Annotated in this window: 20 protein-coding genes; 9 read left to right on the forward strand and 11 right to left on the reverse strand. The window is 64.0% G+C overall.

Going from position 1 to position 19,991, the window contains the following annotated elements:
- Nucleotide 1: 1 nt before the first annotated feature.
- Nucleotides 2-2,587, reverse strand: coding sequence for an ATP-binding protein (locus YU3_RS0111175; protein WP_027166324.1), 2,586 nt, complete (start codon nt 2,585-2,587; stop codon nt 2-4).
- Between the two features lie 207 nt (nt 2,588-2,794).
- Between YU3_RS0111175 and YU3_RS0111185 the strand changes: the two genes are divergently transcribed.
- Nucleotides 2,795-3,514: a flagellar biosynthetic protein FliO gene (locus YU3_RS0111185; protein WP_036258292.1), complete on the forward strand. Its 720-nt coding sequence runs from the start codon at nt 2,795-2,797 to the stop codon at nt 3,512-3,514.
- 111 nt (nt 3,515-3,625) lie between these two features.
- On the opposite strand, the gene dksA is transcribed toward YU3_RS0111185, so the two are convergent.
- Entirely contained in the window at nt 3,626-4,042 is a 417-nt protein-coding gene (gene dksA, locus YU3_RS0111190; RefSeq protein WP_027166326.1) for an RNA polymerase-binding protein DksA, read from the reverse strand.
- A 249-nt stretch (nt 4,043-4,291) separates the two neighbouring features.
- Here dksA and YU3_RS0111195 point away from each other — a divergent pair, with 249 nt between their 5' ends.
- From YU3_RS0111195 to YU3_RS0111210, 4 genes are all read left to right on the forward strand, one after another.
- Nucleotides 4,292-4,795 carry a histidine phosphatase family protein gene (locus YU3_RS0111195; RefSeq protein WP_027166327.1) on the forward strand — a complete coding sequence of 168 codons (504 nt, stop codon included), beginning with the start codon at nt 4,292-4,294 and terminating at the stop codon, nt 4,793-4,795.
- 63 nt (nt 4,796-4,858) lie between these two features.
- A complete protein-coding gene (locus YU3_RS0111200) occupies nt 4,859-6,331 on the forward strand; it encodes a YcjX family protein (RefSeq protein WP_027166328.1) in 1,473 nt (490 codons plus the stop codon).
- Nucleotides 6,328-7,410 carry a TIGR01620 family protein gene (locus tag YU3_RS0111205; protein ID WP_027166329.1) on the forward strand — a complete coding sequence of 361 codons (1,083 nt, stop codon included), beginning with the start codon at nt 6,328-6,330 and terminating at the stop codon, nt 7,408-7,410. The genes YU3_RS0111200 and YU3_RS0111205 overlap by 4 nt, the downstream gene beginning before the upstream one ends.
- Before the next feature lie 98 nt (nt 7,411-7,508).
- On the forward strand, nt 7,509-8,063 hold the full coding sequence (locus tag YU3_RS0111210) for a hypothetical protein (protein ID WP_027166330.1): 555 nt from the start codon (nt 7,509-7,511) through the stop codon (nt 8,061-8,063).
- A 74-nt stretch (nt 8,064-8,137) separates the two neighbouring features.
- Here YU3_RS0111210 and YU3_RS0111215 read toward each other — a convergent pair whose 3' ends face one another.
- From YU3_RS0111215 to YU3_RS0111225, 3 genes are all read right to left on the reverse strand, one after another.
- Nucleotides 8,138-8,404, reverse strand: a complete 267-nt coding sequence (locus YU3_RS0111215) for a hypothetical protein (RefSeq protein ID WP_027166331.1) — start codon at nt 8,402-8,404, stop codon at nt 8,138-8,140.
- A 281-nt stretch (nt 8,405-8,685) separates the two neighbouring features.
- On the reverse strand, nt 8,686-9,894 hold the full coding sequence (locus tag YU3_RS0111220; protein ID WP_027166332.1) for an MFS transporter: 1,209 nt from the start codon (nt 9,892-9,894) through the stop codon (nt 8,686-8,688).
- A gap of 59 nt (nt 9,895-9,953) precedes the next feature.
- A complete protein-coding gene (locus YU3_RS0111225; RefSeq protein ID WP_027166333.1) occupies nt 9,954-10,943 on the reverse strand; it encodes an AraC family transcriptional regulator in 990 nt (329 codons plus the stop codon).
- Between the two features lie 141 nt (nt 10,944-11,084).
- Between YU3_RS0111225 and YU3_RS0111230 the strand changes: the two genes are divergently transcribed.
- Complete coding sequence (locus tag YU3_RS0111230) at nt 11,085-12,920, forward strand: monovalent cation:proton antiporter-2 (CPA2) family protein (protein ID WP_027166334.1); 1,836 nt, start codon at nt 11,085-11,087, stop codon at nt 12,918-12,920.
- A 10-nt stretch (nt 12,921-12,930) separates the two neighbouring features.
- Nucleotides 12,931-13,479 carry a DUF924 family protein gene (locus YU3_RS0111235; protein WP_027166335.1) on the forward strand — a complete coding sequence of 183 codons (549 nt, stop codon included), beginning with the start codon at nt 12,931-12,933 and terminating at the stop codon, nt 13,477-13,479.
- Between the two features lie 10 nt (nt 13,480-13,489).
- Here the strand turns inward: YU3_RS0111235 and folK are convergent, their stop codons facing one another.
- Genes folK through folP form a run of 3 tightly spaced genes read right to left on the reverse strand, consistent with a single transcriptional unit; the run spans nt 13,490 to nt 15,202 of the window.
- On the reverse strand, nt 13,490-14,002 hold the full coding sequence (gene folK, locus YU3_RS0111240) for a 2-amino-4-hydroxy-6-hydroxymethyldihydropteridine diphosphokinase (protein ID WP_027166336.1): 513 nt from the start codon (nt 14,000-14,002) through the stop codon (nt 13,490-13,492).
- On the reverse strand, nt 13,986-14,345 hold the full coding sequence (gene folB, locus YU3_RS0111245; RefSeq protein WP_027166337.1) for a dihydroneopterin aldolase: 360 nt from the start codon (nt 14,343-14,345) through the stop codon (nt 13,986-13,988). Before folB ends, folK begins: the two co-directional genes overlap by 17 nt.
- A 2-nt stretch (nt 14,346-14,347) precedes the next feature.
- A complete protein-coding gene (gene folP / locus YU3_RS0111250; protein WP_027166338.1) occupies nt 14,348-15,202 on the reverse strand; it encodes a dihydropteroate synthase in 855 nt (284 codons plus the stop codon).
- 84 nt (nt 15,203-15,286) lie between these two features.
- Between folP and YU3_RS0111255 the strand changes: the two genes are divergently transcribed.
- Both YU3_RS0111255 and YU3_RS0111260 read left to right on the forward strand, forming a co-directional pair.
- On the forward strand, nt 15,287-15,907 hold the full coding sequence (locus YU3_RS0111255) for a DUF922 domain-containing protein (RefSeq protein WP_084508041.1): 621 nt from the start codon (nt 15,287-15,289) through the stop codon (nt 15,905-15,907).
- A gap of 208 nt (nt 15,908-16,115) precedes the next feature.
- A complete protein-coding gene (locus tag YU3_RS0111260) occupies nt 16,116-17,591 on the forward strand; it encodes an MDR family MFS transporter (RefSeq protein ID WP_027166340.1) in 1,476 nt (491 codons plus the stop codon).
- Between the two features lie 159 nt (nt 17,592-17,750).
- On the opposite strand, the gene YU3_RS0111265 is transcribed toward YU3_RS0111260, so the two are convergent.
- The 3 genes from YU3_RS0111265 to YU3_RS0111275 all read right to left on the reverse strand — a co-directional run bounded on the left by YU3_RS0111265 (nt 17,751) and on the right by YU3_RS0111275 (nt 19,809).
- Complete coding sequence (locus tag YU3_RS0111265; RefSeq protein WP_027166341.1) at nt 17,751-18,782, reverse strand: NAD(P)/FAD-dependent oxidoreductase; 1,032 nt, start codon at nt 18,780-18,782, stop codon at nt 17,751-17,753.
- Between the two features lie 238 nt (nt 18,783-19,020).
- Nucleotides 19,021-19,341: a 2Fe-2S iron-sulfur cluster-binding protein gene (locus YU3_RS0111270; RefSeq protein ID WP_027166342.1), complete on the reverse strand. Its 321-nt coding sequence runs from the start codon at nt 19,339-19,341 to the stop codon at nt 19,021-19,023.
- A 99-nt stretch (nt 19,342-19,440) separates the two neighbouring features.
- Entirely contained in the window at nt 19,441-19,809 is a 369-nt protein-coding gene (locus tag YU3_RS0111275; protein ID WP_027166343.1) for an Hpt domain-containing protein, read from the reverse strand.
- Nucleotides 19,810-19,991 lie beyond the last annotated feature (182 nt).

The raw sequence follows: 19,991 nt of genomic DNA on the forward strand, positions 1-19,991 counted from the left end.
GCTAGGATTCCAGCACGTCCTTGACGATCGTCGCCAGTTGCTTGAGCGAGAAAGGTTTCGGCAGGAAACCGAAATGCGCATCGGCCGGCAGGTTCTTCGCAAAAGCGTCCTCGGCATAGCCCGAAACGAACACGAACTTGATGTCCGGCTGGCGTTTGCGCAGCTCGCCGAGCAATGTCGGCCCGTCCATCTCCGGCATCACCACGTCGGACACGACGATATCGACCTTGCCACCGAGCGCTTCGAACACTTCCAGCGCCTCGACCCCGGATGACGCCTCGTGGACGGTGTAGCCGCGCGAGATCAGCGCCCTGACGCCGCCCATGCGCACGGCGTCTTCGTCCTCGACCAGAAGCACCGTGGCCGAGCCGGAAAGATCCTTCGCGGTGTCGGAGGTCTTGGCCGGCACCGTCGCCGCGGTCGCCGGCGCCTCGCCAGGCTCGGCCTGCTTCTTCACCTCGGCGATGTGGCGCGGCAGGAAGATGCGGAACACCGTGCCCTTGCCGACTTCGGAATCGCAGAAGATGAAACCGCCGGTCTGCTTGATGATGCCATAGACCATCGACAGGCCAAGGCCGGTGCCCTTGCCCACTTCCTTGGTCGTGAAGAACGGCTCGAAGATCTTTTTCAGCACGTCGGGCGCGATGCCGCTGCCGGTGTCCTCGACCTCGACGAGCACATAGTCGGCCTGCGTCAGTTCGCGATAGGCGAAGGATTTGCACTCGTCGGCTGTGACGTTGCGGGTGCGCACGGTGAGATCGCCGCCGCTTGGCATGGCGTCGCGCGCGTTGACGGCAAGGTTGACCACCACCTGCTCGAACTGGCCGATATCGACCTTGACCGGCCACAGGTCGCGGCCGTGGTCGATCTTCAGCTTGATGTCGTTGCCGACCAGGCGGGCGAGCAGCATCCTGAGGTCGGCCAGAACATCGGTCAGGTTGAGCACTTCCGGCCGCAGCGTCTGCTTGCGCGAGAAGGCCAGCAATTGCCGCACGAGCGAAGCGGCCCGATTGGCGTTCTGCTTGATGTTCATGATGTCGGGGAAGGAAGGATCCGACGGCCGGTGATTGGTCAAGAGAAGATCGGACGCCATGATGATGGCGGTGAGCACATTGTTGAAGTCATGCGCGATACCGCCGGCGAGCTGACCGACCGCCTGCATCTTCTGACTCTGCGCCATCTGGCCCTCGAGCGCCTTCTGCTCGGTGGTCTCGACCGCATAGACGATCGCCGCTTCCTCGGCGCCTTCGCTGCCGGCGCTGTCGGCGACGGCGTTGACGTAGAAGCGGATGTGGCGCTCCTCGTTGCCCGGCAGCACGGAGTCGATCGGCTCGATATTGGCCTGCCGCTGCCTAGCCTTCTCGAAGGCTGCGGCGAAGCCCGGCCGGTCGCGTTCATGAACGATGGTCTCGAAGCGCACGCGCCGGTCGACGGCGTCGCGATCGACCACCGACGAAAACAGCTGCAGGAACGGCGCGTTGGTGCGCAGGATGCGCCCGCTCGCATCGACCCCGGCGATTGCCATCGGCGTCGAGTTGAAGAAGCGGGTGAAGCGGACCTCGGAGGCCCTGAGTTCCGCGGAAGCGTCCTCGCCCTGGGTACGGTTGAGCACGATCGTGCGGGTCGGGCCGTTCAGGCCTTCGCGGCTTGCCGAAACCCGGTGCATGAAGCGGACGGGCAGCGCCTGGCCGCTCATGGTGGTGAGGTCGAGGTCGATGACGGCGTTGCGGGTGGTACCCGGGTCGGCCTTGACCGAACGGACCAGCGCCATGCCGTCGCCGGCGATGATTTCCGGCAGCGTGATGGCGCCCGGCGTGAAGGAGGCAAGGTCGATGCCGAGCCATTCGGCGAGCGTGGCGTTGATATAGGTGACGCGGCCTTCCTGATCGGCCGAAAAGAAGCCGGCCGGCGCATGGTCGAGATGGTCGATGGCTTTCTGCAGGTCGAGGAAGAAACGCTCCTGCTCCGCCCGTTCCTGCGAAATGTCGGCGAGCTGCCAGGCCAGCATCGGCAGCCTTTGCCCGGGCATGCTGAAGGCGCGGGCACGGGCGCGATACCAGCACGCGCCGGGTTCGGCGCCCGGCTTGATCGACTGCGCCAGCCGGAACTCGCCATCACCCGCCTGGCCGTCGCGCAGGCCCGACGCCAGCCGGTAGATTGTCATCGAGGCCTCGGGAACATCCGACAGCAGCCCTTCGACCGTCTTGAGATCGGCGGCCGAGGCAGCACCCGTCATGTCGGCATAGGCGCGGTTGGCATAGACGACGCGGCCCTTGGTATCGGTGACCAGCAGGCCTTGCGACATCGAGTCGACAAAGGCCTTCGACAATTCGTCACCGGTCGAACGCGGCGCGATCTGCACGAAGCCGATCGCGGTCGCGAACAGGAAGCCGACGCCGATCATGGCGAGCACGCCGAGCATGCCGAGCAGGAAAGGATCGCCGAGGCGCTCGCGGAAAAGCCCGAAGACGATCGCGGCGCCGGTCAGGACGACGATGAAGACGATGAGCCTGGTGACGGCGCCCGGACGCGTGTTCTGGTCGACGATCGGCACCGGATAGAAATCGCCGCGCGCTTCCTTGGCCATGTTCCCCCTGCTTGTGATTCCGGTGTCCGACGGGCGCGGACGGCCGGTTGAATCACATTCTCCTGTAGCGGAAAAGGCCCCGGCGGCAAATGTCCGATAAAATCAACGATTCATGTTTCAAACTGTTCACGATGGGTGATGTGAACTTGCGGCGGGCCGCCACCGCGGTCTAGTGTCGCCTACCTCAAAAGGCGATTGGGTGCACCGATGCTGCAATGGCTGGATAGCGTGGCTGGTCCGGGTTATGTCGCTGCAATCCTGTGGACGTTCGCGGCGCTCATTTTGCTCGTCGTCGTCCTGCTCGTCATCAAGGTGGTGCGCAACCTGACCTTCGGCACCTTCGTGGCCGGCGGCAGGAACCGCAAGACGCGCCTTGCGGTCATGGACGCCACCGCCGTCGACAGCCATCGCCGGCTTGTGCTGGTGCGTCGCGACGACATCGAGCACCTGATCCTGATCGGCGGGCCGACCGATGTCGTGGTCGAGCGCGATATCAGGCTGGCGGCGCCGCGCCGCCCGGCGCTGACCGGCGACAGCGGCCAGCAGCAAGCAACTGCCGCCCCACGCCCGCGCACGCCGCAACCGGCGCCTCCGCCGGCACCCGCCCCCGTCAGGCAGGCGCCGCCTGCCGCCCAGCCAGCCGCCACACGCCAGCCCGCGCCCGCTCCCACGCCGCCCAAGTCGGCGGCGCCGAGCCAGCCGACGGCGAAGGTCATGCCGTTGCCGGGCTACGGGACGACAAACGGCAGCGCCAGATACACGCCGCCCTCAAACGACTCCATCGACGACACTTTGATGCACGAGCTCGAGACCTCTTTCGACGAGACGCACTCCCAGCCGGCGGCAGCAAGCAAACCCGCGCCCAAGCCCTCGCTCGATGACGAGATGACCAAACTGCTTGGCGAACTGGGCAACCATAAGCGCTGACCTTACGGCAGCTTGCCGGTACAGGCGGGCCTTTCCGCGCCCTGAGCACCGGAAACGAAAATGGCCGGAAATCCGGCCATTTTCTACGTTTTCTTGCCTATTCGGTTCTCGTCAGTCGTCGCGATAGACCTTCTCGCGGCGCTCGTGACGCTCCTGCGCCTCGATCGACAGCGTGGCGATCGGGCGTGCGTCAAGCCGCTTCAGCGCGATCGGCTCCCCGGTTTCCTCGCAATAGCCATAGGTGCCTTCATCGATGCGCTGCAGCGCGGAGTCGATTTTGGAGATGAGCTTGCGTTGGCGATCGCGGGCGCGCAATTCGATGGCGCGGTCGGTTTCGGAGGAGGCGCGATCGGCTAGGTCCGGGTGGTTGGCGTTTTCCTGCTGCAGAATTTCGAGGGTTTCGCGTGCTTCGCGGAGAATGTCGCTCTTCCAAGTGATAAGCTTTTGACGGAAGTACGATTTCTGCCGTTCATTCATGAACGGCTCGTCTTCGGAGGGTACGTAATCGGCGGTAACGATGTCGTTCATTCGACTCACCCAACAACCCCAAATTTTGCGCCTATATATTCGGGGACAAGAGGCTGCACAAGCGCTATTGGCGACCGTTTCACGCAATTGTTAGTCTCGCATCGGCGGGCCCTCTCGCGACGTTGTTTCAATGGCAGCAAACGAATTCGCACGTGATTCGTTGCAGTTGCCGGTGCCGGCCATTGTGCACGGCCTGGTTCTGGTGACTAATCGCGCTTTGCCGGAAAGGCAGCGCTATCGGGGGTCCGGTTGAGCAGACTTTATCTGTTGCGGCATGCCAAAGCCGGCTGGGCGCTGCCCGGCGTGCGCGATTTCGACCGCCCGCTCGACGCGTCGGGCATGGCCGATGCCGAAGCGATCGGGGAGGCCATGCGGGTCCGCAACTACGTGCCGGACGTCACCCTTTGCTCCAATGCGAGGCGGGCCCGGCAGACGCTGGAAGGCCTGGCGGGGCGCGCCGATACCGGCCGGGTCCTGTTCTTCGACACGCTCTACAGCGAGGATGCGGCCGGCTATCTCGACATCATCCGCAGGAATGGCCGCGCCGACCAGATTCTGGTGATCGGCCACAACCCCATGACCGAGGATCTGGCGATGGCGCTGTCCGGCGACGGCGAGGAGGCGGCGCGCGGGATGATGAATCACGGTTTTCCAACCTCGGGCCTCGCCGTGGTGCGCTTTCCCGGCAATCTTGCCGAAGCGGCGCAGGGCAACGGCTATCTCGAAGCCTTTCTCACGCCCGCCGGCCTCTGAGGCCATTTCAAACGCTCGGCGCAAGGCCTATATCGGGCGCTGACGCGCAACCAGAGGCCTGATTTGGCATCATCGCTGACCAGCTTTACCGACGAGGCAAGGATTGCGCTTGACACCTTGTCGGGCCGCGCCGCCGGGCTCTTCTCTCCGTCATTGCGTCTTGGCGTCACCGGCCTGTCCCGCGCCGGCAAGACGGTGTTCATCTCCGCTCTTGTCCACAATCTCATCCATGGCGGACGCCTGCCGCTTTTCGAGGCGCAGAAATCCGGCCGCATCGCCCGCGCCTTCCTCGAGGAGCAGCCGGACGATGCCGTTCCGCGCTTTCAGTATGAAGACCATGTCGCGGCTTTGGTGAACGACCGTGCCTGGCCGGACTCCACGCGCGCCATCTCCGAACTTAGGCTCACCATCGAATATGAGTCGGCCTCCGGCTGGAACCGGCTGTTTTCGGCCGGAAAACTATCTCTCGACATCGTCGATTACCCCGGCGAATGGCTGCTCGACCTACCGCTGCTCGGCAAATCCTTCGCCGATTTTTCGCGCGAGGCGGTCGAGTTGGCCGCCCTGCCCGTCCGCTGCGACCTGTCGCAGGCCTGGCGCGAACTGGCCTCGACCGTCGATCCCGATGCCGACGCCGACGAAATGCAGGCGCGGCGATTGGCTGAAAGCTTTGCCGCCTATCTCAAGGCCTGCAAGCTCGACGAGCGGGCGCTGTCGACGCTGCCGCCCGGCCGGTTCCTGATGCCGGGCGACCTCGAAGGCTCGCCGGCGCTGACCTTTGCGCCATTGATGACGCTGTCGCAAGGCCGGGCGCGCTCCGGATCGCTGCAGGCGATGATGGAGCGCCGCTACGAGGCCTATAAGACGCATGTCGTCAAACCGTTTTTTCGCGAGCACATCGCCCGCCTTGACCGGCAGATCGTGCTGATCGACGCCATGCAGGCGCTCAATGCCGGCCCAGCCGCCATGGCCGATCTGGAACGCGCCGTCACCGAGATCCTGTCGTGTTTTCGGCCCGGACGGGGCAATTTCCTGACCGACTTCTTCTCACGCCGCATCGACCGCATTCTGGTGGCCGCGACCAAGGCCGACCATTTGCACCACGAGAGCCATGACCGGCTGCAGGCGATCGTGCGCCGGCTGACCGACCGTGCCGTGGCGCGGGCGAATTTCAGCGGCGCCGCCGTCGACGTCGTCGCCATGGCCGCGGTTCGCTCGACCCGCGAGGGCACGGTGAAGCAAGGCCGCGAGACGCTGCCGGTCATCATCGGCACCCCGCTGAAAGGCGAGAAGATCAACGGCGAGACGTTCGACGGCAAGACCGAAACCGCGATATTTCCGGGCGATTTGCCGGAAAAGGTCGATGCGGTGTTCGACGTTTCCGGACCGCCGGCAGATAGCAACGAACCGGCGATCCGCTTCGTGCGTTTCCGCCCGCCGAAACTCGAGCGCACAGCCGAAGGCGTCACCCTGTCCTTGCCGCATATAAGGCTCGACCGCGCATTGCAGTTCCTGATCGGAGATCACCTGGCATGACCGCGCCCCGCAAACCGGCGGCCTTTCGCATCGAGCCCGAGGCAGAGCCGAGGCCGCAGGCGCCGCAGAGCCGCTCCGCCGACGAACAGCCGACGCGCCGGCCACGTGCCGCAAGGGCCGATGCGGCGGTCGTGATCCCGTCGGAAGTCGACGTCTTCGACGAGCCGGATATCGAGGCAGCGGCTCCGCCGCCGGCGACGGCGCCGAGAAAGCGTTCGCTGCTTGCCCGGCTGTTCCTCGGCGCTCTCGGCGTGCTCGTCTCGCTGGCGGTCGGCCTGTGGGCGGACCAGCTGATCCGCGACCTGTTTGCGCGGGCCGAATGGCTTGGCTGGCTGGCGGCCGGAATGGCGGCGATCGCGCTGCTGTCGCTGCTCGTCATCCTTATCCGCGAATTCCTCGCCATCGCCCGCCTTGCCGAAGTCGAAAAGATGCAGAAGCGGGCGCTGGATGCGGTGGCGCGCGACGATCCCAAGGCAGCGCGCGCCTTGGTCGACGAGCTCTCGGCTTTCGTCGCGGCAAAGCCCGAGACCGCCGCCGGTCGCCGGTCGCTTGCCGGATTGCGCGGCGAGATCATCGACGGCGCCAATCTGGTGCGGCTCGCCGAGACCGAGATCCTGTCGCCTCTCGATGCGCGCGCCAAAATCATGATCCTCGAGGCCGCCAAGCGCGTCTCCCTCATAACGGCGGTCAGCCCCCGTGCGCTGGTCGACATCGCCTATGTCGTGTTCGAGGCCGGGCGTCTGATCCGGCGCCTGTCCGAGCTTTACGGCGGCCGTCCGGGCACGCTTGGCTTCTTCCGGCTGGCGCGCGGCGTGCTCGCGCATCTGGCGGTGACCGGCTCGATCGCGGTCGGCGACAGTTTCGTGCAGCAGATCGTCGGCCATGGGCTGGCCGCGAAACTTTCCGCCAAGCTCGGCGAAGGCGTGGTCAACGGCATGATGACGGCGCGAATCGGCATCGCGGCGATGGAAACGGCGCGCCCCTTGCCGTTCATCGCCGGGAAGCGCCCGGGCCTTGGCGATTTCCTCTCGGCGCTGACGTCGTTCGCGGCAAAAAAGGACGGTCAGCCCGAGCAATAGGGTAAACGCCAAAACCGTCGCCAGTGACGAAGCATTAACCAATCTTCTTCATGGTCGGCCAGGTCCCAGATAAGACTCTTTCGTGCCGGGTGTCGTCGATGAGAAGCGTAATCCTGTCCTGCGTGCTGCCTGCCACCGTTGCGATTGCCGCGCCGCTCGGCCTCGTCGAAAAGGCCTTTGGAGCAGAACCGGACAAGCAGTTTTTCCGTTCCGTCGAAGGCAGATGGGTCGGCCCCGGCGAGATCATCGCCGGCAAGTACAAGGGCACGAAATTCACCTGCGATTTCAATGGCTCGACGCCCGACAGCAAGCTCGGCATGACGCTCGACGGCAACTGCCGGGTCGGCGTGTTCACGCAAAAGATGTCGGCAAGCGTCGAGCGCAAGGGCCGCGATGGTTACCGGGGCAGCTTCATGGGCGGCTCGACCGGCAACGGAATGGATATTGTCGGCGGCAATGTCGTCGATGCCCAGAAGGTCGTGTTCACCATCAACCGCAAGCAGTTGAACGGCGTCATGCAGGCCCGCGTGCCTGACGACAATTCGATGACCGTGACGGTGGCCGTGCGTGTCGACAAGCAGCTGGTGCCGGTGATCGGCATGAGCCTGAAGCGGGTCGATTCGGTCGAAGTCGGCGCCATTGCCAAGAACTGACCCCAGCGCTCCGCTCAACAACAAAAAGGCGGCGGCCGCCTGGCCACCGCCTTCGCATCTGTCGACGGGTCAGCTCAACCCTTGATAGTGGCCGTCAGCTCGTCATAGGCCTTGCAGGCTTCGTCGAGCGTCGTCGCGCCCTGATACTTCGTCGTCACGGCCTGCACCTTGGCGGTCAGGTCGGCCGCCTTGGCCGGGTCCTTGGTGATGGCTGCCTGGAGCGCGGCTGCCATGTCTTGCGCCTTCTTGGCGGCTATCTCCTGCGTGCATTCCGGCCCTTTGGAGCAAGCCGAACCGGCCAACGCCGCAACACCCACGGCAACGAGCAAAAACTTCTTCATCTCAATCATCTCCTCAAAAAAGGCAGCCGCCCATCGCCGCTGCCTCCACTGGCCGAAGCCGAACGTGCCATAACCGCTGATTGTGGCGGCACGCAACAACCGGGCCGCGTAAACTTGTGTAACGGAGCTGCAACAGGCGGCGTTCCGGATTCAGCCCGCCTGTGTCAGCTGGAGCAATTCCAAGAAAAGTGTGAGCGGTTTTCCGTCTGGAATTGCGTCAAAACAAAGAGATAGAGCGGTTCGCCGTCTCCGTGAAACGGTGAAACGCTCCAGAGCAAAGTTCACCCGCGAGGCTGTAGCAGCGCCAGCATGACTGTCGATGCGGCAAGGACGACGGTAAGGGTCAAGGGCCCCGTTGCGCCATAGGTGTCCACGACATAGCCGCCGACAACCGCGCCGATGGTGATGGCAACCTGGAAAGAGACGACCATCAAGCTGCCCGCTGCTTCCAGCGCATCAGGTGCCGCGCGGGATAGATTGGTCGGCAGCACCACGGGCCCCATGCCGAAGGCCAAGCCCCAAAGCGTGACGAACCCGAAGGCCACGCCGATGTGCACGCCCCAAAGCACCAATGCCAGCGCCGCAAACGCCATCAACGCGGCTGTGACCACGAGAGCGACGCGGATATTGGCGTCGGCCATGCGGCCACCGGCAATGTTGCCGATCACTGCGGCGATGCCAAATCCGAGCAGAGCCAGCGCAATTGGCCCGGTTGCAAGGAGCGTCACGTGTTCGAGGAAAGGGCGCACATAGACAGAGCCGGCAAAATGCCCCGTCATCAGCAAAAGAATGGCCAGCATGCCGAGTTGAATGCCACGCCGCCTTGTCAGCCGAAATACGTCCGCAAGACTATTGCTGGCTGTTGCAGGCAAGGTCGGCAAGCTAAGCAACTGCAGCAGCATGGCAATCACTGCCAGCCCTGCTGTCAAGGCCATGGCGCTGCGCCATCCCAGCCAGTCGCTGATCAACGCGCCCACCGACGGTGCGGCAATGGTGGCGAGCGAGACGCCGAGGGTGACGATAGCCATGCCCCGACCTGTCGCATTTGCGCCTACCAGCCTGGCCACGACGGCAACCGAAAGTGCCCAGAAGGCGCTGATAGCGATTCCGAGCCCGGCCCGACCTAGCAGCAGCAGCCAGAAATTGGGCGCCAGCGCTGCAAGGATATTGGAACCGACCGCCAAGGCACAGAGGCCAACCAGCACCGTCTTGCGGTTCAATCGGCCGATGAGAACATTGCTCAACATCGCCGTCACCGCGCCGATGGAAGCCGTGGCGGTGACGACCTGTCCGGCCGTTCCTTCGCTGATGCCAAGGTCGCGCGCCATTGGCGTCAACAGACCTGCCGGCAGGAATTCCGCTGACACCAGCGCAAAGCTGGTGGCCGCCAATGAAATGACCGCGAACCAGGTGGCCGCGCTCCACGCGGCTGGCGCACCGGCATCGAGGTCTATCGTCGCGTCTTCAAGCTGTAATGTTGTGTCTGTCACTGAAAGATCTCCAAGGCCTGGAGGTCTTCATAGACGAGTCTATTCGGATGATATGTATCTTAAAATCCGAAATTCATGTCCATTCGTCCGGGAATTGTGCGACGCACAACGCCTGGCGAGACACTGGTGATGCGCTTGAACGCACGCGCGAAGGATGCTTCGGAATCATAGCCCAAGCGGGTGGCGACCTCGGCAACCGACAAGCCGTTCTGCCCCAACAACTCGCGGGCAAGCTGCATACGCAAACGGGCGAGATAGCGTGCCGCGCCTTCCCCCAATACAGCGCTGAAGCGCTCGGCGAAAATCGAGCGCGATTGGCCTGCCAGGCCGGCAAGGCTTTCCAAGGTCCAGTTATGGCCGGGGTCTCGGTGCATGGCTGCCAGCGCGCGGCCGATATGGGGATCGCGGATAGCAGCGAGCCAACCGGTGGTCGAGGCTCCAGTGCAATTGACCCAGCAGCGGATGAGCCGGGCGGTCAGCAAGTCCGCCATGCGCGACAAGATGGTGGCGCTGCCCATCTGCGGTTGCGCGGCCTCCGCCGTCATAGCCGCCAGCAAAGGACCAACGACCGGGTCATTGCCGGCTACGTCGCACCCTTTGATGATAGGTGGCATCAACGTGATCAATGGGTTAAGCGCACAGGTGCCCAAGGCCATGGAGCCGCAGAAAAGGGTGCTTGTCGCGCCCGTCCCTTCCCGCACCACTTCGCAGACATTGCTCCCCAACTTGGTCACCTGGCAACCCTCGAGCGAGTCGCCAACAACGTCCGGCGCACTGGCCAGCCGATGGGCGATGCCTTGCGGCAGCAGCACCAGATCGCCATCGCGCAACTCCTGCCAGCCCTCCGCCTCGGTATAAATCCAGCATGGACCCTGGCCGACAAAGTGAAAGCGAAGCAGCGGTTGTTGCGGAAAGGCGATGCTCCATGGATGTCGGAGTTCACAGCGGCCATAGTTGACACCACTCAAGCGAAAGTCTTGGAGGACTTCGCTGAGCGCATCCATCGGGATATCAAAGGCCGAAGACGATCGGGACGAATAGTCAGGCATTCGGTTGATATAGATGCCGAACGTCCGGCAGGCAAGCGGAGGCCGCTTCAACGGCACCCTACTCTTCCCGGCAGGCCTTCCGCCCTTGCCTCTCGCTCCCGGTGCATGCAAGGAGTGCTGCAAGACACAGGGACAAGAGGCATGGCAGCTGAAGCGTCGAGCGGCGATCTGGTGCAGGTGGTGGCGCTTCTCGCCGCGGGCGTCGTCGCCGTGCCGATCTTCAAGCGCATGGGACTGGGCTCGATCCTCGGCTACCTCGCCGCGGGCGTGGTCATCGGCCCGTTCGGCCTGCGCATCTTTTCCGAATCGGAATCGATCCTCCAGGTCGCCGAGCTCGGCGTCGTCATGTTCCTGTTCATCATCGGGCTGGAAATGCAGCCGTCGCGGCTTTGGGGCCTGCGTCGCGAGATTTTCGGTCTCGGCGCCCTGCAGGTCGGCGTCTGCGCGATGCTTTTGACCCTGGTCGGATTGGCCGGGGGCTTTCCCATCGCGCAATCCTTCGTCGCCGGCGCCGGCTTCGTGCTGACCTCGACGGCAATAGTCATGCAGTTGCTGGAAGAGCGCGGCGAGATCGCCACGCCAAAAGGCCAGCGCATCGTCTCCATCCTGCTGCTCGAAGACTTGACGATCGTGCCGCTCCTGGCGCTGGTCGCATTCCTCGCGCCCGGCGGCGCCGAGACCAGCCTTTCGGAGCGGCTGACCGAAGTCGGCATCGGCATCGCCGCGATCGTCGGGCTGGTCGTGGCCGGCCGTTATCTGCTCAATCCGCTCTTCCGCATCCTGGCGGACGCTCGAGCCCGTGAAGTCATGACCGCCGCGGCGCTATTGGTGGTGCTGGGATCGGCCCTGGCCATGCAGCTTTCCGGCCTGTCGATGGCGATGGGCGCCTTCCTCGCCGGCGTGCTGTTGTCGGAATCGACCTTCCGCCACCAGCTCGAAGCCGATATCGAGCCGTTCCGCGGCATCCTGCTCGGCCTGTTCTTCCTGGCCGTCGGCATGTCGCTCGACCTTGGCGTCGTCGCCCATAACTGGCGGCTCGTCGCCATCTATGTCGTCGCCTACATGGTCATGAAGGCTATCGGCATCTATGTCGTCGCACGCATTCTGAAGAGCGGCCACCGCGAGGCGCTCGAACGCGCCGTCTTCATGGCCCAGGGCGGCGAGTTCGCCTTCGTGCTTTATTCCTCCGCCGCCGCGGTCGGCATCATCGACGGCCAGGCCAACGCCACGCTGACCGCCATCGTCATCATCTCCATGGTGCTGACGCCTTTGGCGATCGTGGCGCTGCGTTACCTGACCCCGCGCGACGAGCAGTCCCTCGACGGCGTCGACATCGCCGACGGCCTCACCGGGAGCGTGCTGATCATCGGCTTCGGCCGTTTCGGCCAGATCGCCAGCCAGCCGCTTCTGCTGCGCGGGCTGGACGTCTCGATCATCGACAATGAGGTCGAGATGATCCAGGCGGCGGCCGATTTCGGCTTCAAGGTCTATTACGGCGACGGCACAAGGCTGGATATCCTGCATGCGGCCGGCGTCGGGCGGGCCCGCGCCGTGCTGATCTGCGTCGACAAGCCGGACGCCGCGGTGCGCATCGCGCAACTAGTCAAGGCGGAATTCCCGCTGGTCACCATCCTGGCGCGCGCCTTCGATCGTGGCACGGCGCTGCAGCTTGTGCGCGCCGGTGTCGACTATCAGCTGCGCGAGACCTTCGAATCGGCGCTGGTCTTTGGCGGCTCCGCGCTGGAGGCGCTGGGTGTCGATCCCGAAGAGGTCGCCGAGGTTATCGAGGATGTCCGGCGCCGCGACGAAGCGCGCTTTGAGTTGCAATTGGCCGAAGGCGTGCGCGCCGGACAGCGTTTCCTCAAGGGCAATATCGGCACGCCGATCCCGACGCCGCTGACACAGCCGCGCCGCGCCGGCCGGGCGCTGAACCAGGAAACCGCCGTCGTGCTGAACCAGGCAGAGACCAAGAACTGAGGGGCAAGGCATGGCAGAGCTCGATCCGCGAGCGCTTTCCATCACCAAATTCTGGCGCGATGCCGGCGAGGACGCATGGTTCGAGAAGAACGATGCCTTCGACACGGATTTCCGCCGCCGCTTTCTGGAGCTGCATTACGCCGCCGCGCGGCGCGAATGCGACGACTGGAGCGCTCATGCCGAAGGATCGCTGGCGCTGATGATCCTGCTCGACCAGTTCCCGCGCAATTGCTTTCGCGGCACCGGACACATGTATGCGACGGATCCGCTGGCCAGATACTTCGCCGACAAGGCAATCGCGGCCGGCCAGGACCTGGAGCTGGAAGAACTGGTTCGCGTCTTTCTCTACCTGCCCTTCGAGCATTCCGAACTTCTGGCGGATCAGGAACGATCCATGGAGCTTACGGCCGCCAACGCAGCCGAATATCTGAAATACGCCGAGGAACATCTGGAGATCATCCGGCGCTTCGGCCGCTTCCCGCATCGCAACCGGATGCTTGGCCGCGTGACGACGGTCGAGGAGCAGGCATTTTTGGACGGCGGCGGTTTTTCCGGCTGACCAGCCGGCTTTATCCGATCCACCATTCCCGGCCCGACGGCAGCCGCTCGATCCCCGAAATATCGACAGCGCCGAGCCGTTCCGACATGCTCCTGCCGCTAACGACGAGATCAGGCGCGATCTCGGCCAGAGGCGCCAGCACGAAGGCGCGCTCCAGCATGCGCGGATGCGGTACTTCGAGCCCGGTCTCGTGGATCACCCGGTCGCCGAACACCAGGATGTCTATGTCGATCAGGCGCGGCCCCCAACGCTCCTCGCGCACGCGTTTCAACCGCCTCTCGACGTCGAGGCAAAGGTCGAGCAGCGCGCGCGGCGAAAGCGCCGTCTCGATCGCGGCGGCGGCATTGAGGAAATCCGGTTGGTCAAGCTTGCCCCAGGGCGGCGTGCGGTAGAGCGACGAGACGGCGGTGACGCGCGTCCCGTCGTCGCCATCCAGTATGCGCAACGCCGCGCCCATGGACTTCGCCGGGTCGCCGAGATTGCCGCCGAGGCTGAGGTAGACGGCGCTATTCTGGCCAGACAACGCTCACCTCGACATAATCGAGCACGCCGGGCACCGGGGCGTTCGGCTTGCGCACGGTGATCTCGGCCTTCCTGATCTGCGAAAACCGTGCCGTCAGCGCCTTCGCGACCTCCAGCGCCAATGCCTCGATCAGGAAGCGGCGGTGGCCCGTCACGATCTTCTCGATGACCGCGAAGGCGACGCCATAATTGACAGTATCTTCAATGGAATCCTCCGTCAGCGGGCGGCTGGGTTCGACGGTCAACTCGGCATCGACATAGAAACGCTGGCCAAGCGTCTCCTCCTCGTCCAGCACACCGTGGCGGGCGAAGAAGGCGCAATTCTTCATGCGGATGACGTACATGATCAGTGTCCGGGAGGAAGCTCGGTTTCGCGTGCAAGCATAGCATCGGTCAGCGCCAGCGCATCCACGTTGATTGCGACATCGTGGACGCGAAACAGGTCGGCTCCTTTCAAGCGCAAGATGACGCTGGTGGCCGCCGTGCCGGCAGCCCGTTCGCCAGGCTCGCGCCCGGTGGCGGTGCCGATGAAGCGTTTTCGCGATGTCCCTGCCATCAGCGGGTAACCGAGCGCCTGAAGCTCGGAAAACCGCGCCATCAGGTCGAGGTTTTCCTCGGCCGTTTCCTTGGCGAAGCCGAAGCCGGCGTCGAGCACGATCTGGCTGTCGGCAACATTGCCGGCGTGCGCTATCTCGAGGGATTTGCGCAAGAAAAGGAATTGGTCCTCTATCACGTCAGGCAATTTCCGCCGTTCGCGCCCGGTATGCATGATCACGAGCCCGGCGCCGGTGTCGGCGGCGACGCGTGCTATCCCCGGCTCGCGCTGCAGCCCCCAGACGTCGTTGACGATATGGGCGCCGGCGGCGACCGCCCGTCGCGCCGTATCCTCGCGATAGGTATCGACCGAGATCAGCGCCTCGCCGGAAGCGGCAAGGGCGGCAATGACCGGCAGCACGCGCGCCTGCTCCTCTTCGGCCGTGATCGGGGCAAAACCCGGCCGCGTCGATTCCCCGCCGACGTCGATGACGGCTGCGCCCTCCTCCACCATGCGGCGCGCCTGTTCCAGCGCCTTCTCAGGCGCGATGAACAAACCGCCGTCGGAAAAACTGTCCGGCGTCACGTTGAGGATGCCGACGACGACCGCCTTCGGACCGAGGTCGAGATAGCGCCCATGCGCCAACTGCCATCGCCTTGTCGTCATTGTCCATCAACCATGCGTGATCCGCGCGAAATCAATTCCGTTGCACTGGCGACGGCCCTAAAGCAAGGTGCGTGAAGAGGCAATATGATGAACCGATCCCTGCTCTGCGCCCTGACGCTCGCCCTGACCACCATGTCGGCGGGTGCGGCAAGCCTGGTGAAGACCTACAGCTATTTCAGCGTCGGCGGCCGCACGCTCGACGATATCCAGAACCAGCTCTCGAAAAACGGCCCCGAGGTGAAGAGCACCGGTTCGCGGCATCCGGGCGCCACGCAGATGGCCTTTACGACCCGCATCAGCTACGCGCAGAGCGCCCAGTCCTGCCGCATCGCCGACGCGGCCGTCACCTTGAAGGTCAAGGTGATCCTTCCCGAATGGCGGCGCCCGCGTAAATCCGATCCCGACGTCAGGCTGTTCTGGGACACGCTCTCGGCGGACATCAAGCGGCACGAGGAGCGCCATGTCGAGATCGCCAAGAACCATGCGCGCCTGCTAGAGGATGCGCTGAAGGCCGTCCCTCCGCAACAAACTTGCGAGCAGGCAAAGGCGAAGGCCGCGGCGATCCAGGCGGCCGAGCTCGCCAGGCACGATCAGGACCAGGTGCGCTTCGACCGCGTCGAGAGCGTCAATTTCGAAAGCCGCATCCTCCGGCTGATGCGCTACCGGATGCTGCGCGTTGAAGCCGGCCAGCTGCCGCCGCCGTGACCTCAGGCAGGCGCCGCCCGAGGCCAATTTCGTCCAAGCATGGTGCCAGACCGGAAAAACTTTCGAGCGGCGGTCGAAATCGGCCTATATCGAACGACATATAGCGGGTTCGAAACACCCCGAACCCCTATCCAAGATGAGAAATGACAGGTGCGACCGGCCAAAGCCGTCTTGGCGCCTTGGGCATTAGCCATTGAAAGAATGACGCATGGACCAGACCGTCGAGACGATGGCGGCGAAAGCTGCGCCGATGAGCGAGAGCGAGAAGAACGCCATCATCGGCGGCGTGCTCTTGTCCATGCTGCTGGCGGCCCTTGACCAGACCATTGTCGCCCCCGCCCTGCCGACGATCGCGCATGCGCTCGGCCATGCCGAATATCTGCCGTGGATCGTCACCGGCTATCTTCTGACCGCGACCGCGATGGCGCCGCTCTACGGCAAGATTTCCGATGTCTATGGTCGCCGTCCCGTCATCTATGCCGCCATCCTCGTCTTTCTGCTCGGGTCGCTGGTCAGCGCGCTCGCCCCCAACATGCTGGTGCTGGTCATCGGCCGCGCCATCCAGGGCGCCGGTGGCGGCGGTCTGTTCGCGCTGGCCCAGACGGTCATCGGCGATCTCGTGCCGCCGCGCGAGCGCGCCCGCTATGCGGCCTGGATCTCCGGCACCTGGGCGGTTGCCAGCGTCGCCGGCCCGCTGCTCGGCGGCGTATTTGCCGAGCACCTGCACTGGTCGCTGATCTTCTGGATCAACCTGCCGATCGGCATCCTGGCCATGGCCATCATCAACAACCCGCTGAGGAAGCTGCCGATCGCGGCCAAGCATCACCGCATCGACGGCTTGGGGGCCGTGCTGCTGGTGGTAGCCACCACGCTGCTGCTTCTGGCGCTGAGCTGGGGCGGCAGCACCTATCCCTGGTTCTCCCGCGAAATCCTGGGGCTGGTGGCCTGCTCGATCGTGTTCTGGGCCTTTTTCGCGCTGAGGCTGCTGAAGGCGGCGGAGCCTTTGATCTCGCTCGAAGTGTTGGGCAACCCGATCGTGCTCACCGGCACGATGTCGATGTTCCTGCTGCAGGCCGCGAACATCGGCGCCTCGGTCTATCTGCCGGTCTACCTGCAGTCGGTCGTCGGGCTTTCGGTGAGCGAATCCGGCACGGCCATGCTGGGCCTCCTGCTCGGCACGGTTGCCGGCGCCACCTTGAGCGGCCGCATGATCCCGCGCTTCGTCCATTACAAGCGCATCGCCATAGTCGGCGTCGGCCTGGCCATCGTCTGCATTGGCGTGCTCAGTGCCATTGCGGGACACGCTTCGCTGCTCGAAGTCGAAATCCTGACGACGCTGATCGGCCTGGGCAGCGGCACGACATTCCCGGTCGCCACCGTCTCGGTCCAGAACGCTGTCGACCGCGCGCATCTCGGCGTCGCGACCGGCGTCCTGACCTTCCTGCGCACGCTCGGAGGCGCGCTCGGTGTCGCCATGCTCGGCGCGGTCGCGCTCGGCTACGGCCTGCCGCTCTCCGCCGAGGGCTCGCAGACGCATGTCCAGCTGACGTCGGCGTTGCCGTTCGTGATGATCTTCGTCGCCGCAGGCATAACGCTCGTTCTGGCGCTAATCGTGCTTTTCCTGATGCCGGAAAAGGAACTGCGCGGCCGCGACGAGCATGCCGCGCCCGTGCTTGCCGAGTAGGTCGCCCTATCCGGGCTAAGGTGTGTTGAGATTCAGGTCAGGCCGAGTCGAGAATGGCAGTTTCCGAGAACCGGAGCGGAGCGTACTTCAAGTACGTGAGCACCGGAAGCGCAGGAAGCTGCCATTCGCAGGCCGGCATCACCTGAATATCAATACGCCTCAGTCGTGGACGCCGAGCTTCTTCTGCAAGCTGGTCGACGAGGTCGTGTACTGGAAGACGATGCGCTCGCCCGGGCTGACGATGCGCTTGGCGGCCTGCGCCATCAGCGCCACCTCGTGGAAGCCTGACAGGATCAGCTTGAGCTTGCCGGGATACGAGTTGATGTCGCCAACGGCAAAGATACCCGGGATCGACGTCTGAAACTTCTCGGTATCCACCGGGATCAGGTTCTCGTGCAGGTTAAGGCCCCATTCGGCGATCGGCCCGAGCTTCATGGTGAGGCCGAAGAAAGGCAGCATGCGGGTGCACGGCACCTCGACATCGCCGTCGGGGCCGCCCTTGATGGTTGCCGAAGACAGCTGGCCGTCGGCGCCGGCAAGGCCGCTCACCTGGCCGACCAGGAATTCAAGCTGCTTCATCTCCTGCATGGCATACATCTTGTTGACGCTGTCGGGCGCGGCCCGGAATTCCGGGCGGCGATGGACCAGCGTCACGCTTTTGGCGATCGGCTGCAGGTTGAGCGTCCAGTCGAGCGCTGAATCGCCACCGCCGACGATGACGAGGTCGTGGCCGCGGAATTCCTCCATGCGCCGGACGGAATAAAAGACGCTCTTGCCTTCATAGTTCTCGATGCCCGGAATGGGCGGGCGCTTGGGCTGGAACGAACCGCCGCCGGCGGCAATCAGCACCACCTTGGCCTCGAACAGCTCGCCCTCGTCGGTCGCGACACGAAAACTGCCGTCCTCCAGCTTTTCAAGGCTCGAGACCATGCGGTTGAAGGTGAAATCCGGCTTGAACGGATGGATCTGCTCCATCAGCTTGTCGACGAGGCCCTGCGCCGAGATCGTAGGCCAACCCGGAATGTCGTAGATCGGTTTTTCCGGGTAGAGCTCGGCGCACTGGCCACCGGGACGGTCGAGAATGTCGATGAGATGGCACTTCATGTCCAACAGGCCAAGCTCGAACACGGCGAACAGGCCGATCGGCCCCGCCCCGACAATGAGAACGTCCGTCTTGATGGTCTCGCTCATGCGCTGCGCCCCATTGGGAAATGGTGCGACACTGCATGAGCTATCGGCTGCTGCCAAGCAGCCACGAACAAAGAATCTTGGGAAGCGGCTTAACTTAAGGTGTGTCGAGATTTAGGTCAGGCCGAGTCGAAAATGGTGGATTCCGAGAACCGGAGCGGAGCGTACTTTCCGTACGTGAGCACCGGAAGCGCAGGAAACCGCCATTTGCAGGCCGGCCTCACCTGAATATCGACGCACCTTAGCCTTGGCGTTCGGGCACGCTCACGACCAAGCCGTCAAGCGCATCGCGGACCTTGATCTGGCAGGACAGGCGCGAATTCGGCCGGACCTCGTAGGCGAAGTCCAGCATATCCTCCTCCATCGCCTCCGGCTCGCCGACCTCGGCCGTCCAGGCCTCGTCGACATAGACGTGGCAGGTCGCGCAGGCACAGGCGCCACCGCATTCGGCTTCGATGCCGGGAACCGCGTTGCGGATCGCGTTTTCCATGACCGTCGAGCCGTTTTCGGCCTCCACGTCAAATCGGGTCCCGTCATGGGCGATGTAAGTCAGCTTGGTCATTAAGTCACCTGAGGAGTCGCAGCCGAGATAATCACTCCACCGGACAAGTCAACTGCGGCGCGAAAGCGCCACGAAATGACGTTTTTCAAAAAGGGGATGCTAGCGGCTGATGCCGGCGATGAAGTCGCGCACTTCCTCGATCAGCGTGCTGAGCGTCTTGAGCGCCCGGATGTCTTCCGGCTGCTTTTCAATGATCGCCGCGCATTCGGCGACCGCAAAGGCGCCGATGCCGCGGGCCGAGCCCTTCAAGCCATGTGCCAGGAGCACTCTTTGCTTGGCGTCAGCGTCCGCGATCTGGTCGCGAACGGTGAGCGACTGGTGCACGAACAGCGCCAGCACTTCCCGTTCCAGGTCGCGATCACCCATTGTCTGACGTGCCAGATGGCCGAGATCCACCGGTCGGGCTCGAGCCGTTCCGGAGGCGTCACCCCCCGGCATGGAAAACGCAATACCACTTTCGCCACGCATACGCACTGCAACTCCATCAAGCGGGCAGACGAGCCCAGGAAAATAGGCGATTCCAGTCGCCAACGGGTTAACGATTGCAGAGGGAAAATGTTGTCACAGAGGCAGCCGGATCACGCTTGCGTTAACCTTATATTTAAAGTTTTACGTATCACCCGGAATGTATGTTTTCTTTACCCCTGTGT

This window comes from Mesorhizobium sp. WSM3224 (assembly GCF_000427725.1).
In the GTDB taxonomy this organism is placed as follows: domain Bacteria; phylum Pseudomonadota; class Alphaproteobacteria; order Rhizobiales; family Rhizobiaceae; genus Mesorhizobium.